We start from the raw sequence: 16,038 nt of genomic DNA, 5'->3' as shown, positions 1-16,038 counted from the left end.
TCACAAGAGCGGTTTGGTGGGGTCGAAATAGGCGCTCGGCACGGAAATTCCCTTGGCCACGAGATCGTCGAGGAAGCGCGGCCGGATGCCTGTGGCGCGGAATTCGCCCACCACGGTGCCGTCCGCTTCGGTGCGCAGGCGATTGAAGCGGAAGATCTCCTGCATCTGGATGATGTCGCCTTCCATGCCGGTGATTTCGGAAATGGAGGTGACGCGGCGCTTGCCGTCGGAAAGGCGGGTCAGTTGCAGGATCAGCCGGATGGCCGAGGCAATCTGCGAGCGGATGGAGGATACGGTCATTGGCATGCCGGTCATGCCCAGCATCTGTTCCAGTCGGGCAATGGCGTCGCGCGGCGTATTGGCGTGAATGGTGGCCATCGATCCCTCGTGGCCGGTGTTCATGGCCTGCAGCATGTCGAAGGCCTCTTCGCCTCGGCACTCGCCGAGGATGACGCGATCGGGGCGCATGCGCAGCGCATTCTTGACGAGGTCGCGCTGACGGATCTCGCCATGGCCCTCGGTATTGGCCGGCCGCGTCTCCATGCGGGCGACATGCGGTTGCTGCAGTTGCAGCTCGGCGGCATCCTCGATGGTAATCAGCCGCTCGTCCGGTGAGATGAACGCTGAGAGGGCGTTGAGCATGGTTGTCTTGCCGGTGCCGGTACCTCCTGAGATCAGCGTGGTCACACGGGCATTGACGGCGGCGGCCATCAACTCACCCATCGGCTTGGCCAGTGCTCCGACGTCGATCAGCCGGTCGAGCGACAGTTTCTTCTTAGCGAATTTGCGGATGGAGACCAACGGCCCGTCGACGGCGATCGGACGGATCGCTGCGTTGAAGCGTGACCCGTCGAGCATGCGGGCGTCGCAGGTCGGATGGCTTTCATCGACGCGGCGGCCCACCGCGGCGACAATCTTGTTGATGATGCGGAGAAGGTGCGCCTCGTCCTTGAAGGGAATGTTGATCGGCTCGAGCTTGCCGAAGCGTTCGACGAAGCAGTTCTGGTGGCCATTGATCAGGATGTCGTTGACGGTGGGGTCGCGCATGATCGCCTCGAGCGGCCCGAGCCCCATCATCTCGTCGTAGACGGCGGTGACGAACTCACCGAACTCCTGTTCATTGAGCGCGAGCCGCTCTTCGGTGGCAAACGCGCTCACCTGTCCGTAGATCTCACGCATCACCGCGTCGGGCGACAGCTTTTCAAGCTGAGAAAGATTGAGGTCCTCGATCAGGCGTTTATGCAGCTTATCCTTGGCAGCGATCAGCTTTTCGTTGATCGGCTTGGGGAGCGGCAACGGCTCCATCTCACGCAATGGCGCCACCTGGATCAGCGGCGCGGCAGGGCGCTCGGCCAAGAGCGGGACCGACGCGTCGCTCGATGGCGGGGTCTGGAAGCGGCTACGCATGGCGCCGGCCCTTGGTAAGAGTTGGTGCGTCGGAGCGTTTCAGCCGGGCGAGCAGCGAGCGGAGCGGCGCGGTCCAGGATGAGGCGGCGAGTTCGGTGGGGTCGGCGATGATCGCCCTGAGGTCGGTGATCACCCGGGAGTTGGGTGCCACCTCGCCGAGGGGACGGCCCTGATCGAGGGCTTCTCGCACGGCCTTGTAGTCGTTGGCGACCGAGCCGGCAAAGGTGTCGCCGAACAGCTCCTTGACCTCGGCGAGCGATATGCTGGGGCTGCCCTTGGCATCGACGCGGTTGATGATGACGCCGAAGCGCGCGTCCTTATGCACCCGCTCTCGGACGGCATGGGAGAGACGTTGCGCGTGCCTGAGGGCAGGCACCGTCATCTCGGTGATCAGAAAGACATGGTCGGAACCCTGCAGCACGGAGTCGGTCCAGGGGAACCAGGTGCGTGGCAGATCGATCACCACATTGTCGAAGTGGCCGGCCACCAGATCGAGCAGACGGCCGACGATTTCAGGCCGATAGCTGCGCATTTCCCACGGGCAGGGCGGGGCCGATACGATGGCAAGGCCCGATTTATGCCGGCTCAGCATGACGTCGAGCAATTTGCGGTCGAGCCGATCCGGCTGGTTCTCGATCTCGGCGATGTCGAAATGCGGTTCGAGATCGAAGTACTCGGCGCAAGAGCCATGCTGGAGGTTGAGATCGACGACGCAGGTCGTCTGGTGGCGCCGCGTCGCTGTCTGATGAAGCAGCACAGCCGCCTGCAAGGCCAGCGTCGTATTGCCGACACCGCCCGCCGCCGGCAGGAAAGTGTAAATCCGGGAGTCCGGATAGGGGTCGGCGTCGTCACGGCCGATGCGTGTCAGCGTATGGGCAAGGTCGGAGGGCGCAACCGGCTTCACCAGGAAGTCCTGCAACCTCAAGCGCAGGAAGCCGCGCGCCACTTCTGCGTCGAAAACGCCGGTGACGGCAAGGAAGCGCACGGAGGGGCCTGCCTGCCGGTAGAGTTCTGATAGGCCGGCCACCGGCCCGTCGGGGAAGGCGTCGAGATCGGGAACGACGAGACCGCAGGCCGGGTCGGCCAGCTCTCCGGAAAGCTTGTCGGGCGCTCGCACCTTGAGATCGCCGACGCTGGCGCCGGATGCCCTCAGCGCATCGGCGACTACGACGGCGAAATCCTTGTCGGTGGTGACGACGACGACGGTACCGAAATTGATCGAGGACTCGGCCATCAAAATCACCGTACCGGCAGGTCGAGAATGTAGCCGCCGGTCGAGGCACCATTGGCAGCGAGATAGGCGGCGGTGTTGGGTGGCGCTTCGGCATTGCCGCGTGCGAAAGCATCGAGATCGCTGCCTGGCAGGGCGCGGTCGAAAGGCGAGGCGATTCTACTGCCGACGCCCAGCGGGTCGACGATGTGGGGCGTCACGATGATCACCAGGTCGGTTTCCGAGCGTTTATAGGCGGTGGAGCGGAACAGGTTGCCAAGCACCGGCATCGAGCCGAGCCAGGGAACGCGGTTGTTGGATACCGAACGCGAATTGGTGAGCAGCCCGGCCATGACGAAGCTCTGGCCGTCGCGCAGTTCCAGCGTTGAGTCCGAGCGACGTACCTTGAGGCCCGGGATGGTGATGCCGTTGATGGTGACGGCCGCCGAGTAGTCGATCTCGCTCACCTCCGGTTTGATGTTGAGATGGATGAGGCCGTTGGGTGCCACCGTCGGGGTGAAGTCGAGACCGACGCCGAATTTCTTGAACTCGACGGAGATGGACGCGTTGTCGCCGGCCACCGGCACGGGAAACTCGCCGCCCGCCAGGAAACTCGACGTCTGGCCGGACAGCGCGACGAGATTGGGCTCGGCAAGCGACCGGACGAGGCCCCGCGCTTCGAGCGCTTGCACCACCATATCGACGGACAGGCCGCCCGACAGGACCTGGCTGACGATTTCGCCGAATGGCGTCGAGCCGGAGGCGAGCGTCGATGAGCCGACACCGACGGAGATGCCGTCGCTTTGCACGGCCCAGCCGAGGCCGAGCTCGCGGTTGGCCGAGCGGGTCGCCTCAAGGAAGCGTACCTTAAGCTGCACTTGTTTGCCGCCGCCGATGTCGACGGTGTTGACCACCTTGTCGCCGCCGAATTCCTTGGCGATGGCGCCGGCTTCGTCGATGGTTTTCTGGTCGGCGGCCGTTCCGGACAGTAGGATCGAGCCGTTGGCCGAGGAAACGTCGACCCGTGCGTCGGGGAGTTTCCGTTCCAGCGCTGCCTGCAGTCGGTCGGTGTGCAGCGCGATTTCGAAGTCGGCGGCACCGACCACGTTGCGTTCCTTGTCAAACAGAACGATGCCGGTGACGCCGCCTTTCGAACCAAGCACCATGAACGACTTGTCTGTGAGCGGCCAGGCATCGGCCAGCGCTGGGTCGCCGACGACGATTTCCGAGAACGCGGACGTCGTCTCGATCATCTGTGGCACGCCCTTGGCGATCGAGAACGACTGACCGGAGGTCGCCGACGTCATGCGGATCGGTTGGGCGGCTTCGACAGGCAGGCCGGTGGCCAGCATGAAAACAAGGAGCGTAACGAGTTGAAGGATCGCGCGCATCGGCAGGATCATTGCGGTTCTCCGGCGGCAGCCGAGGCGGCGGGCAGGGGAGAGGCGTCGGCGACCGGTCCGGCGGGCGCGACAGGCGCCTCCGGCGGCGCGACACGGCGGCTCGGGCCGCCGTCCTTCACCGGCACGGAATATTGCGTGAGTTCGGTCGCCCTGCGTACCCATACCGTGGCATCGGTGACGGGCGGTGGGGTGGTTGGTGCTTCGGCCTTGGCATTTTCGGTCTTGCGGGCGGTGGTGAGATCGGCGACGCCAATTGGCCGGAATGCGGCGGCTCGCACCTCGCCCGCCTTTCTCAGTACCAACGACAAGCTGCCGACGTTCTGGGCCAGCACGAGCTTCTGGGCAGCTTCCGGCGACGCCTCGACGGTGACCGTATGAGCGACCACCGCCTCGGTACTCTTCTCGTCGGCCATCTGGTCGATCGACAGAATCCGCACGTCCTGCAGGATGACCTCGGCTACGTCGCTGGTGGTCAACACGACGTCGACCCGGTCGCCCGGCAGCACCAGGCCTCCGACGCCAGCAACATCGTTCACTCGAAGCGTCACGGCACGGTTGCCGTCGGAAATCAGGCGGGAGAGAGCGGCCCGCTCGCCGGGGCCGGTCAGCTTGGAGGCGAACAGCGGTTCGCCCTGCTCCAGCGGATAGAGCACGGTGCGATCGCCGTCCTTGAAGAGATCGTCGGTGGTGGCGAATGCTCCAGGCGGTAATTCGCTATCCGCCCAGGGAATTTCGCGGACCGACCGCCGGGAAAGCGGCGCGCCGAAGCGGAGCGGTTCGGCTGCCACCACCAGGGTTCCCAAGGTCACCGATGGTCGCGCTGCCTCGAGCTCCCTGAGGCGAGCCGCCGAGGCATTGTCGAGCCAGCGACTGCCCGCCCAGACGGCACCGCCGCCGCAGGCGATGGCAAGCAGGATCATGACCTTGAAATTGGCGCGCATCGGAATATTTTCTCCGGAGACAGCCAAGCTAGCAGCTTCGCGATAAAGGCCGGTTCAATCGGCTCGTGGCTTTTCCGCAAGCAAAGCAATGTTTTGTTAACCTCTCCGGCGCCGGTTCTTCGCCGGTTCGGCTTGCGGTGGGCCGGTCGGCGGACTAAGCCGGTCCATGGCGATCCATCGGACGACGGAGGAAAAAGTGTCGGCTTCTGGGAACGTTTCAGGTGGAACCGCGGCAGGCGGCATTCTGACGATCAGCGTCGATGCCGTCGTCGCCAACTGGCGGAGCCTTGCCGCCCGCGTCGCGCCGGCCCGCTCGGCGGCCGTGGTCAAGGCCGATGCCTATGGCCTCGGCGCCGCGCCATTGGTCCGGCCGCTCTATGATGCCGGTTGCCGTGATTTCTTCGTGGTCGCTCTGTCGGAAGCTGACGCGCTCCGGCCGCTGCTACCGCTCGACGCGACGATCTACGTGTTGAATGGCCTGCTGCCGGGCACGGCCGGCGCTTATGGCGACGGCATCCTGCCGGTCCTGAACTCGCTTGCCCAGTGTCGGGCCTGGGCCGAGGCCATGCTTGGCAGTCGACCATCGGTGATCCAGGTCGACACGGGCATGTCTCGTCTTGGCCTCGATGTTGCTGAGCAGCAGGCGCTCGCCGGTGATCCTGGCCTGCTCTCCGCCACCGGTGCCCGCCTGATCATGAGCCACCTTGCCTGTGCCGACGAACCGGTGAAGTCGGCGAGCGGCGAGCAACTCGCCGCCTTCCGCGCTGCCCGCGAGCGCCTTCCAGGCCTTGCCGGCTCGCTCGCCGCCTCGAGCGGCATCTTCCTCGGACCTGATTATCATTTCGATCTTTGCCGTCCAGGTGCTTCGCTCTATGGCATCGAGACCAGCCCGCTTGCCGGGGGCATCAAGCCGGTGGTTGATCTCAGAGTCCGTGTCGCCCAACTGCGGGAGATCGAGGCTGGTGCCTCGGTCGGCTACGGCTATACATTCCGCGCCAGTCGGACGACCCGCCTCGCAACGCTTGCCATAGGCTACGCCGATGGCTGGTGGCGTCGCTACTCGAACGGGGCTGGCGCCGCCTACTTCGGCGATACGCGCCTGCCGTCTGTCGGACGCGTCTCCATGGACAGCTTTTCGGTGGATGTGAGCGCATTGCCGCCGGGAACGCTCGCCGAGGGTGATCTTCTGGAACTGATCGGTCCGCACCAGAGCGTCGATGACGTGGCGCGCGCCGCGGGCACGATCGGCTACGAAGTGCTGACTTCGCTCGGCCGTCGCTATCATCGCGTCTACGCCTGAAACGGCAGCGGCCGCATTCCCGAAAGAACGCGGCCGCCGTATTCAATCATGTCAGCCGATCAGGGCTGCTTGCCGATGTAGGCGAGAATGCCACCGTCGACGTAGAGAATATGCCCGTTGACGAAGTCCGATGCCGACGAAGCGAGGAACACCGCCGGTCCCTTGAGATCGTCGGTGGTGGCCCAGCGGCCGGCCGGCGTCTTCGCGCGGATGAAGGAATCGAACGGGTGGCCGGGCACGCGCAGCGGCGCGGTCTGCGGCGTCTCGACATAGCCTGGCCCGATGCCGTTGCACTGGATGTTGAAGGCGCCGTATTCGGAAGCGATGTTGCGGGTCAGCATCTTGAGGCCGCCCTTGGCCGCCGCGTAGGCCGACACCGTCTCGCGGCCCAGCTCGGACATCATCGAACAGATGTTGATGATCTTGCCGCTGCCCTTCTTCATCATGCTGGGGATCACCGCCTTGGCGACGATGAACGGCGCCGTCAGGTCGATGTCGATCACCTGGCGGAAGTCCTTGACGTCCATCTCGTGCATGGGAACGCGCTTGATGATGCCGGCGTTGTTGACCAGGATGTCGATCGTGCCGAGATCTTTTTCGATATCGGCCACCAGCTTCTGAACGGCGGCTTCGTCGGTGACGTCGGCGATATAGCCGCGCGCGTCGATGCCGGCTGCCTTGTAGGCGGCGACACCTTTCGCGAGGAACTCTTCATTGATGTCGTTGAAAGCGATGATGGCGCCGGCTTCGGCCAGAGCGCTGGCCAGCGCAAAGCCGATGCCGTAGGAGGCGCCGGTGACCAACGCCACCTTGCCTTCGAGCGAGAATGCGTTCGGATAGGTCATTGCAGTCTGTCCTTGCTCGCTCAGCGCAGGTCGCTGATGGCGATGTGGTCCATGTCGTCGAAGGTTTGGTTTTCGCCGCCCATCGCCCAGATGAAGGTATAGGCAGCGGTGCCGCAACCGGCATGGATCGACCAGGACGGGGAGATCACTGCCTGCTCGTTCTGCACCAGGATGTGGCGGGTCTGATTGCCTTCACCCATCATGTGGAAGACGGCCTGCCCCTGGGGGATGTTGAAGTAGGTGTAGATTTCCATGCGCCGCTCGTGGGTGTGGGCGGGCATGGTGTTCCAGACGCTGCCGGGCGCGAGCTGGGTGAGGCCCATGGAGAGCTGGCAGGTTTCCAGGACGTCCGGATGGATGAACTGGTTGATGACGCGCTTGTTGGCAGTGGCCTCGTCGCCAAGCGGCTTCTTCTTGGCGTCGGTGAGCGACAGGAAGGTGGTCTTGCAGGCTTTATGCGCCGGGGCGGAGACCATGTAGAACTTGGCCGGCGCCTTGGCGTCGTCGCTCTTGAAGATGACGGACTTCGTGCCCTTGGTGACGTAGAGGCAATCCTGGAAGCCGAGGTGGAAGGTCTCGCCATCCGCCTCGATCGAGCCGGCCCCGCCAATATTGAAGATGCCGATCTCGCGGCGTTCCAAAATGTAGGTCGTGCCGAAATTCTTCAGGCAGTCGATACCCTTGTCGAGTGCCACTGCTTCGTTCACCGGCTTGCAGCCGAATGTCACCATGCGGTCGACGTGGGAATAAACCGCGACGACCTGGTCATCGACGTAGAGATTTTCGATCAGGAATTCCGCGCGCATCTCCTCGGTGGTGTAGCGCTTGAAATCCTTCTGATTAGCCGAATAACGAATATCCATTGATACCTCCAATAATGATGAGTGGCGGAAAGTCAGGCCAGAATCTTGACCACGACCTTCCGAACCTTGGTCGGCGCACCGGCGATACAGCCGGGGCGGTGAATGTCGGTGGGATGGAATACGGCATAGGCACCCGTGCCGAGTACGAGATCTGTCTCGTCAGCCACTGCCGAAAAGAACTGCACGTCACGGTCCTCGAACAGGTTCTCAGCCACCGGATTGTCGCCGGAGAGTGGCGCATAACCGATCACTTCGCGGCCGCTCGCCATGTACTGGATGTCGATGTAGCGGGCGTGCGATTCGGGACGCTTGTCAGCCTTCGGTGCCGTCTCGTAATCCTGGATCAGTGCGAACATGCGATCGCCGTCGATATCGACGCGCCCGGCCGGCAGGGCGGCGATATCGGTTCCGGCAAGGAACCGAAGACCGCGCCGGATATCTTCCGGCAGGTTCGCGGCATCACGGTCGAGCGTGGCGATATGGCTGAGATACATCGGCTTCCTCCTGAAATGGGGTTGGGGCCGGCGTGCCGGCCCCTCCGCGATTACTCCGCTACCTGCAGCCCTTCCGCGGGAGCCGCGGGTGCCGCGGGCGTTGCGCCCTTGATACGCTTGGCCCACATGCCGGTCAAAATCGGCACAAGGATGGCTGTGGTGAGACAGGCGGCGGCGACCAGAGAAGTGGCGGCCGCGGCGGCCGGTTTGAAGGCGGGCACCATCTCGGCGATGATCATCGGATTGGCGACAGCGGCGCCGGCGGTTGAGGAGGCCGCCAGGCCGGCGGTGCCATTGCCGCCACCGATCAACTTGTCGGCCAGCATCAGCGGAATACCGGTGATGATCATGACGATGACGCCGAGCAGCAGGCCGCCGAGGCCGGTCTGGGCGATGACGTGCAGGTCGATGCCGTTGCCAAGGGCGAAGCCGATGAACGGGATCAGCGTGTGCACGCACTTGCCGAAGAATTCCTTCAGGTCCTTGTCGAGGTTGCCGAGCAGGAAGCCGACCAGGAAGGGCAGTACCGCGCCGACGAACAGATGCGGTTCGAAGGTGGCGACGCCGGCCGCGCCGAGGATGAACATCGACACAAGCGGGCCTGATTCGATGGACATCAGCACGAAGGCACCGGCTTCTTCCTTGGAGCCGTACTGCTGCATAACCGCCGCGTAGAGGCCACCGTTGGTCATGTCCATGGCGGCGCAGATGGCCAGTGCCGAGAAACCTGCGAACAAACCCGATTGCACACCCTCGAGCGGCAAGAACTGGGCGGCGGCATAGGTCGCGGCCCAGGCGATCAGCGTCTTGACGACGACGAGGTTGCCCGACTTGCGCAACACGGTGCCGGTGGCCCGAAGGTCGATGGTGGCACCCATGCAGAAGAACCAGACGGCGAGGATCGGCACGGTGCCGGAAACCAGGCCGTTGGTGAAGGAGCCGAAGTACTTGCCGGCTTCAGGATAGAAAGTCTTGCAGAGCGCGCCGAGGATCAGCGGCACCAGCATCAGGCCGCCGGGGATTTTGTCGATCGTCTTCTTGATGTTCATGGGTCCAGTCCTCTCCAGCGTAGAGTATTTGGTTTTTTGTGTGGGCCGGCGGATCAGCGGTGCCGGGCGATCTCAGCGGCGAAGACGTCTGGGGTGGCATCTTTCGGAATGATGGCGCCCCGATGCTGCACGACCGCGCCAGCAACGACGTGGGCGCGACGGGCGGCTTCCGTCGGGGCAAGGCCAAGGCTGCGACCAAGAAGGTAGGCGGCCGAGAAACTGTCGCCGGCGGCCGTGGTGTCGACGACCTTGTCGACGACGATGGCCGGCACGGTTTCCACCTTGCCGTCATGGATCAGCGTGCACGGCTGGGCACCATCTTTGATCACCGTCTCAAGGCGCGGCAGCGCCTTGAAATGGGCGGCGCCGGCCTCGGGAGTTGGCTCGATGCCGAGCACCGAAAGCTCCTCGACCGTCACCAGAACGCGGCTCGCAAAGGCGATGACCTGTTCATAGACAGCGCGCGTCGTTTCGATGTTCTCCCACAGGAGCGGTCGGTAGTTGCAGTCGAAATCGACGGCGACACCTTCGTTGGCAAGCTCGGCAAGGCGGGCGATGAGCCGGGCGCGACTTTGTGGCTTCAGAACTGCCAGGCTGATGCCTGAGAGATAGACATTGCTGTAGCCGGCAAGCGCCGTGAGGATGGCGTCGGAGCCGTCGGTTTCAAACGCTTCGCGAACGGCGGCCTCACCGCGCCAGTAGTAGAAACGGCGTTCGCCTGCTGCGTCGGTCTTGATGAAGTAAAGGCCAGGACGACGGCCCGGACGGCGCAGCACCAAGCGATCGCTGACGCCCTGGGCACGCCAGAAAGCAGCCATGGCGTCGCTGAATGGATCGTCGCCGATGGCGCTTACATAGTCGACGAAAGCTCCAAGCCCTTCGCCGAGCCGCGCCATGTAGGCCGCGGTGTTGAAGGTGTCACCGCCGAAGGATTGCGTGATGCCCCCATCGGGCCGCTCCTGCAGTTCGACCATGCACTCGCCGATGGCTGCTACACGGATGTCCTGGGTCACGTCATCCTCCGATCGTCGCTCTTCCAGTCCGTTTCGGGCCGGATGTCGTCTTCCCGCTCCTCGGCGGGTTGCGTTTTGCTGGCCCGAAACATCTGAGTCTTGTGTCTATAAGTCAATACGCATTAATCCACGCTAAAAATCAGAAAATTTCGGAAATACGAAAGTCTATATTTCAATATATACTCGATTTAGTTTGCGTATAGATGCGATAGATGGAAATAATAGTGGAGACATGCAGGCGGCGAGATGAATATATACATTCTTATATACAAGATATATGAGGTATATGAATTTGAATAGTCGCATTGAAGTGGCTCGACACATTTTGGACAAATTGGAAAAACTGCGTCAGAATGTTTGCGTGGTCACGTGAGCGTCACGTTGCACTTTCCGGCCGCTCAGTTTTGCTGGAGGTGGCACATCGGCGCGGTTTGGGCTGGCGTACGTATCGGTCCGGATCACGCGCGGATGCGGTGGCTTGGTACTAACCCGCTCTGATCTTTTTTATATATCTGATATACAAAGCTCCGGCCGCGCTGCTCACGATCGGTCGTCGGCAGCCCCGTCGGGGTGATCTGAATTTTTGCCTTTGCCGAACCGCCTGGGCGTGGGCAGGGCGCCTCATTTTCAAAGCTGTCCATGGAGCGGACGTGATGACGACATGGTCGATGAGTGACACCGGGCGATCGCCGGCCAGCAATCTGCCGGTCGGAGAAACCGCTGCCCAGCTCGTTCATCGCCGGTTGCGCGACGACATCGTTTCCATGCGGCGCCGGCCGGGTGATGCCATCTTCGAAAAGGAGATCGCGCTTGAGGCGCGCGTCAGCCGGACGCCGGTGCGCGAGGCGCTGCTTCGCCTCGCCGATGAGAAGCTGATAGAGATCGTTCCCAAGTCGGGCACCATGGTGGCCCGCATCCCGGCCGAAATCCTGCCTGAGATCATCGTTGCCCGCGCCGCGCTCGAGGCGGTGACTGTGCGGGCGGCCGCCGAGGGCGCCAGAGGGTCCGATGTGGCCAGTCTGAAAGCGATCATTGAACGCCAGCGCGAGACGCTGGCCACGGGTGACATCGACGGCTTCCACGCGGCCGACGAACTGATGCACCGCGCCATCGCCGAAGCCGGCAGACTGCCGGGCCTTTGGACGATGGTTGTCCAGATCAAGGTGCAACTCGATCGCTATCGCCGTCTGACCCTTCCCCAGCCGCACCGCATGGAGCGAGCGCTTGCCGAGCATGAGGCAATCATCGATGCCATCGCCGGCCACGACGTTGCCGCCGCCGCCGCCGCGATGGACCGTCACCTTGATGGTCTCAGGGTCAGCCTGGCGCCGATCCGTGACCTTAATCCAGACTATTTCTCCGGCAATGTCGGCGCCGTTTACGAACGCTGGGCCGGCGAAACGGTCTGAGGGCCGACCTCGTAAGGTGCCAAGCTAACGGTGCACCCACCACCGATTTTCACGACCTCGTTTTAGACGCCGCGTTCCTCTTGCCTGCAGTTCTCCGTTATGGCCGCTCACTCGGCCGCCTCAAGGAACGGCATGGCTTGCCGCCGCCTGAGTTTTGGCGGTACGCCGTAGGCTTTCCTGAAGGCGGTGGCGAAGCTCGACGGCGCTGAATATCCGGCCATGAAGGCGGCGCAGGCGATGCTGACGCCCCGGTTGTCGAGGGCATCGCGAGCCGCATCAAGGCGGCGGCGACGCACGAAGTCGAACACCGTCATGCCATAGAGCTCCTTGAAGCAACGCTGCACGACGCTGACAGAGGCACCCATCGCTTGGGCGACCGCGTCGATGGTCAGCGGCTCATTGAGATGATCGAGCAGATAGATACGGATGCGCTCGCCGAGCAGTGATTGGGCCGGGCGAGGAAGGGTGTTCTCCTCCCGTCGGAGCGCCAGGGTGCTGAGCGTCAGGCAGATCAGGTCGAAGGCACGGGCGCGCCGGTAGAGAGAGAGTGCCTCGCGTGGCATCCAGGCCGGCGGATCGGCGGCGAGCTGGGCGAGACGGATACTGTGATCATCGAGACGCCAGGTGTGGCAGCTGCCGTGCGTGGCGAGAAAAGTGGCGAGAGCATCGCCATGGCCGGTTTCCTTGAGATCCAGAGCTGAAGCCCAGTCGCGCGGGGCGGTGATCACCAGGTGACCCATCCGATCTTCCGATTGGGCAATCCGCCTCAGCTGTGCTGGACGGGTGAGCGATAGTGCCAGCGCCACCGGTCCTTCATCGGCGGAGACGTCGAGCCGCTGGTCATCGACCTCGAAACGCTGCCAGCCACAGAGACAGACGAACAGGCGAAAACCCGGCTGGATCTCGGCTACCGCCTCTGGGTCCGCGCCCCCCGGCGTGAGCCGGTAGGCGAGCGATATGCCGTCGTGTTCCGATGCCGCCGCCGACAGTTCCATGAATGCACCCAATGCCACTCGGAAGCCGTCTCATCATGTTTGGAGCGACCTCAGCTGTTTGCGAAAAAGAAACCGCCGTTTTCGCTGAAACCCTGACCGTCGACAGCTTCAAGTCTCCCTGTTTATATACATGATCGAACGAGTCAAGTTTAAGGGAAAACCCTTATGCGATTGATTTTCAGTCGCAAATGCAGGCGTGGGTCAGAGGTAAATGTCTGAAAAGCGGGATTTTTTTCGCGAGTGCCGTCGGCGAACTGGCGAGGCGATCACCCACGGCTTCGCTCTGTTTGACTACGAGCTGATGAACCGCATCCGCGCGGCCACGTTGCCCCCTGCTGCTTCAGCTTCGCAATCCCCGCTCCCATGACTCCGCCTCCCCATCTCCTTTCCGGACTGACGCGCGTGACCCAGCAACGTCTCAACCCGCTCTTTCGTATGGTCGCCGCCGCTGTTGTGCTGTCGGCCTCGCCATCACTTGCCCAGTCGGCTCCGTCTCCTGCTGGCGCCTTTTCACTTGAGCTGAACCGCCTCGATGCGGTCGATGGTGGCTGCCGTGTGACCTTGGTCGAAAAGAACGGGACGGCGTCATCATTTTCGGCGCTGAAGCTCGATCTTGTCGTCTTTGACGGAGAGGGGATCGTGGCAAGGCGAGTGGGTGTGGACGCCGGTCCCCTCAAGGCTGGGCGGACGGTGGTCAAAACCTTCGACCTCAAAGGTCTTGCCTGCGAGAGCGTCGGTCGCTTGCTGATCAATGACGTCCTGTCCTGCGAGGCGGGGGGGCTTGCCTCCGACGCCTGCCTCGATGTGGTGGAGCCGCGGTCGCGCGCCTCGGCCACATTCGACAAGTGAGGCCGCGATGAACCCCGATTCCATCGTTGCCGCCGTTACCCTGCCACACGACCTGACGCCCTTCGGCATGTTCATGGCCGCCGATCTCGTCGTGAAAGCGGTGATGGTCGGTCTCATTGCCGCCTCGCTGGTCACTTGGGTGATCCTGGTCGGTAAGGTGTTGGAGCTCTTCGCCCTTGGCCGCGCAGTCCGGCGTGGCGTTGCTGCCGTCGCTGCCGAGGCCGGCATCGCCGGTCTTGCTCGTCGCACTCGTCTGCCACGGCCGCTCGCCGTCATGCTGGCAGAGATCGCCGATGAAATCGCTCAGACCGGTCGCGACGCGGCCGGCACCGGCGTGGTTGCCGGTGGTCTCATCGAGCGGGTGCGCTCGCGCCTCTCCCGCCTTGAGGCGGCGGCAAGCCGGCGAGCCATGGTCGGCACCGGCCTGCTGGCCACCATCGGTTCAACAGCTCCGTTCGTCGGTCTGTTCGGCACCGTCTGGGGTATCATGAACGCCTTCGTCGGCATCTCCGAGAGCCAGACGACCAATCTCGCGGTGGTCGCGCCGGGTATCGCCGAGGCGCTTCTGGCCACCGCGACCGGTCTTGTCGCCGCCATTCCGGCGGTGGTGGTCTACAACCACCTTGCCCGCCGGACCGCAGCCTTCCGCGCCGATATGACGGACCTTTCCGAAGGACTCATCCGCACGCTCTCGCGCGATCTCGAAACCGGCCGGCTCGACGCCGGCTCCCTCAATTGAGAAAGCGCTATCGAGCCGGGCCAGCTCCCGGCTCGGCGCTCGAAGGAGGCCTGCCATGGCTGCCCGACTCGACGACGGTTCCGATCTTGCCGAGAACCACGAAATCAACGTGACCCCGTTTATCGACGTGATGCTGGTGCTGTTGATCATTTTCATGGTGGCGGCGCCGCTGGCCACGGTCGATGTCCCCGTCGACCTGCCTGGCTCGACGGCCGCGGGTGCCCCGCGTCCGGAAAAACCTCTGTTCGTTACGGTGCGGGAAGACCTCTCGATCAGCGTCGGCGAGGACAAGGTGGAGCGCGATGCCCTGGCAGGCAGCCTCGACGCGGCAACCGGCGGCGACAAGGATGAGCGCATCTTTCTGAGAGCCGACAAGACGGTGCCCTATGGCGACCTTGCCGAGGCGATGAACCTTCTGCGGGCAGCCGGCTACCTCAAGGTGGCGCTGGTCGGCATCGAGCAGGCTGCCGCCCCGGCGGGCGGCTGACGATCAGAGACCGAACCGATCCAATGGGTACTTACTCCCGACCGATGACCGAGCTTCTCTCGCGGCGGTCCGGGCTGATGCGTTGGTCGTTGGCCGGCGCCTTTGGTCTGGCCCTGCATGGGGGAGCGCTGTGGTGGCTCGTTCCGACCAGTGGCCCAGAGGCAGCGGTGGCCGCGCCGGAGGCGGTTGTGATGATCGACCTGCCTCCGGAGCCAGAACTGCCGCCGCTTGAGAGCGTCGAGCAGATGGCCGTTGAGGAAGTGGCGGAAACGCTGCCCGAGGAAGTGATCACGCGGCCGCCCGAGCCGGAGCTCGCCGAGGTGTTGCCCGCACCGGAGGAGATCGAAACCGTCGACACGGTGGAGGATCTCGCAGAGGCACCATCCGAGCCGGAGACGCTGCCGCCTTCGGAGGTGGCCATTCCGCTGCCACCCATCCCGCCGCCGGAGATGGTCGAGACCGCCGAGGTGAAGCCAAAACCTGAACCCAAAAAGCCCGAGCGCAAGAAGCCTGCTCCAAAAAAGCCACCCGAAGTACAGCCCCCACCGGCCGACGCGCAGGCAGCCGGCGCTGGAGCGGGCCGCGAGGTAGCCGACGTGCTTGCCGCCTATCGCAGTTCCATCCGGCGAGCGATTGTCGGCAAGCGCCGGGCAAGCGACGCCGATGGCGCGACCGGCCGGGCAACAGTGTCACTGTCGATTGGCCGCGACGGTTCGATCATCGGTCTCTCCGTCGGTGGCGGCACGACCGTCGCAGCCGCCGCCGAGCGTCTGATCCGTCGCGTCGGCAGCTTTCCGCCGGTTCCACAGGCCCTTGACGCACCTTTTAAGGTCACGGTCCCCATTGAGTTCAAAACTGAGTAAGAACTCTCCATTTCCAGAAAGCCAACCCAGGCGAGTTTCCGATCGCCGCATCAGTGGCATTCGGCAGCGTCGGGATGCCGTCCCCCGTGCTCATATGCGTCGCACTGCACACTCGATGGTGGCCATCGCGTCGACAGTTGATGGCGCAACGACTTGCAGGCAGGCGGCCTT

16 protein-coding genes are annotated in these 16,038 nt (G+C 63.6%); 6 read left to right on the top strand and 10 right to left on the bottom strand.

What is annotated here, in order from left to right; translation table 11 throughout:
- Genes AB6N07_RS24640 through cpaB form a run of 4 tightly spaced genes read right to left on the bottom strand, consistent with a single transcriptional unit; the run spans position 1 to position 4,961 of the window.
- Positions 1 to 1,407: a CpaF family protein gene (locus AB6N07_RS24640; RefSeq protein ID WP_370675667.1), complete on the bottom strand. Its 1,407-nt coding sequence runs from the start codon at positions 1,405 to 1,407 to the stop codon at positions 1 to 3.
- Positions 1,400 to 2,641: a CpaE family protein gene (locus tag AB6N07_RS24635; RefSeq protein WP_370675666.1), complete on the bottom strand. Its 1,242-nt coding sequence runs from the start codon at positions 2,639 to 2,641 to the stop codon at positions 1,400 to 1,402. Before AB6N07_RS24635 ends, AB6N07_RS24640 begins: the two co-directional genes overlap by 8 nt.
- 5 nt (positions 2,642 to 2,646) lie before the next feature.
- Positions 2,647 to 4,020, bottom strand: a complete 1,374-nt coding sequence (locus tag AB6N07_RS24630) for a type II and III secretion system protein family protein (protein ID WP_370675665.1) — start codon at positions 4,018 to 4,020, stop codon at positions 2,647 to 2,649.
- Positions 4,017 to 4,961 (bottom strand): Flp pilus assembly protein CpaB, encoded by a 945-nt coding sequence (gene cpaB / locus AB6N07_RS24625; RefSeq protein ID WP_370675664.1) that lies wholly within the window; start codon positions 4,959 to 4,961, stop codon positions 4,017 to 4,019. Before cpaB ends, AB6N07_RS24630 begins: the two co-directional genes overlap by 4 nt.
- A gap of 196 nt (positions 4,962 to 5,157) precedes the next feature.
- Here cpaB and alr point away from each other — a divergent pair, with 196 nt between their 5' ends.
- Positions 5,158 to 6,261, top strand: a complete 1,104-nt coding sequence (gene alr, locus AB6N07_RS24620; protein ID WP_370675663.1) for an alanine racemase — start codon at positions 5,158 to 5,160, stop codon at positions 6,259 to 6,261.
- A gap of 59 nt (positions 6,262 to 6,320) precedes the next feature.
- Here alr and AB6N07_RS24615 read toward each other — a convergent pair whose 3' ends face one another.
- From AB6N07_RS24615 to AB6N07_RS24595, 5 genes are read right to left on the bottom strand one after another with little or no spacing between them, the layout of a single operon-like run.
- On the bottom strand, positions 6,321 to 7,106 hold the full coding sequence (locus AB6N07_RS24615; protein WP_370675662.1) for a gluconate 5-dehydrogenase: 786 nt from the start codon (positions 7,104 to 7,106) through the stop codon (positions 6,321 to 6,323).
- Between the two features lie 20 nt (positions 7,107 to 7,126).
- A complete protein-coding gene (kduI, locus tag AB6N07_RS24610) occupies positions 7,127 to 7,969 on the bottom strand; it encodes a 5-dehydro-4-deoxy-D-glucuronate isomerase (RefSeq protein ID WP_370675661.1) in 843 nt (280 codons plus the stop codon).
- A 32-nt stretch (positions 7,970 to 8,001) separates the two neighbouring features.
- Positions 8,002 to 8,463 carry a YhcH/YjgK/YiaL family protein gene (locus tag AB6N07_RS24605; RefSeq protein WP_370675660.1) on the bottom strand — a complete coding sequence of 154 codons (462 nt, stop codon included), beginning with the start codon at positions 8,461 to 8,463 and terminating at the stop codon, positions 8,002 to 8,004.
- A 50-nt stretch (positions 8,464 to 8,513) separates the two neighbouring features.
- Positions 8,514 to 9,512, bottom strand: a complete 999-nt coding sequence (gene kdgT / locus AB6N07_RS24600; RefSeq protein ID WP_370675659.1) for a 2-keto-3-deoxygluconate transporter — start codon at positions 9,510 to 9,512, stop codon at positions 8,514 to 8,516.
- Positions 9,513 to 9,565: 53 nt separating this feature from the next.
- Positions 9,566 to 10,525, bottom strand: a complete 960-nt coding sequence (locus AB6N07_RS24595) for a sugar kinase (protein WP_370675658.1) — start codon at positions 10,523 to 10,525, stop codon at positions 9,566 to 9,568.
- A 653-nt stretch (positions 10,526 to 11,178) separates the two neighbouring features.
- On the opposite strand from AB6N07_RS24595, the gene AB6N07_RS24590 reads away from it, so the two are divergent.
- On the top strand, positions 11,179 to 11,934 hold the full coding sequence (locus AB6N07_RS24590; RefSeq protein WP_370675657.1) for a GntR family transcriptional regulator: 756 nt from the start codon (positions 11,179 to 11,181) through the stop codon (positions 11,932 to 11,934).
- A gap of 107 nt (positions 11,935 to 12,041) precedes the next feature.
- Here the strand turns inward: AB6N07_RS24590 and AB6N07_RS24585 are convergent, their stop codons facing one another.
- A complete protein-coding gene (locus AB6N07_RS24585) occupies positions 12,042 to 12,929 on the bottom strand; it encodes a helix-turn-helix domain-containing protein (RefSeq protein ID WP_370675656.1) in 888 nt (295 codons plus the stop codon).
- A 402-nt stretch (positions 12,930 to 13,331) separates the two neighbouring features.
- Here AB6N07_RS24585 and AB6N07_RS24580 point away from each other — a divergent pair, with 402 nt between their 5' ends.
- From AB6N07_RS24580 to AB6N07_RS24565, 4 genes are read left to right on the top strand one after another with little or no spacing between them, the layout of a single operon-like run.
- Positions 13,332 to 13,778: a hypothetical protein gene (locus AB6N07_RS24580; protein WP_370675655.1), complete on the top strand. Its 447-nt coding sequence runs from the start codon at positions 13,332 to 13,334 to the stop codon at positions 13,776 to 13,778.
- Positions 13,779 to 13,785: 7 nt separating this feature from the next.
- On the top strand, positions 13,786 to 14,517 hold the full coding sequence (gene exbB / locus AB6N07_RS24575; protein WP_370675654.1) for a tonB-system energizer ExbB: 732 nt from the start codon (positions 13,786 to 13,788) through the stop codon (positions 14,515 to 14,517).
- A gap of 55 nt (positions 14,518 to 14,572) precedes the next feature.
- Positions 14,573 to 15,004: a TonB system transport protein ExbD gene (gene exbD, locus AB6N07_RS24570; protein WP_370675653.1), complete on the top strand. Its 432-nt coding sequence runs from the start codon at positions 14,573 to 14,575 to the stop codon at positions 15,002 to 15,004.
- A gap of 23 nt (positions 15,005 to 15,027) precedes the next feature.
- Entirely contained in the window at positions 15,028 to 15,867 is an 840-nt protein-coding gene (locus tag AB6N07_RS24565; RefSeq protein WP_370675652.1) for an energy transducer TonB, read from the top strand.
- The last annotated feature ends 171 nt before the right edge of the window (positions 15,868 to 16,038 follow it).

The sequence above is a fragment of the Pleomorphomonas sp. PLEO genome (assembly GCF_041320595.1).
GTDB lineage: Bacteria > Pseudomonadota > Alphaproteobacteria > Rhizobiales > Pleomorphomonadaceae > Pleomorphomonas.
Note: the sequence above shows the minus strand (reverse complement) of the source record. Positions and strands in the feature narration are given on the sequence as shown.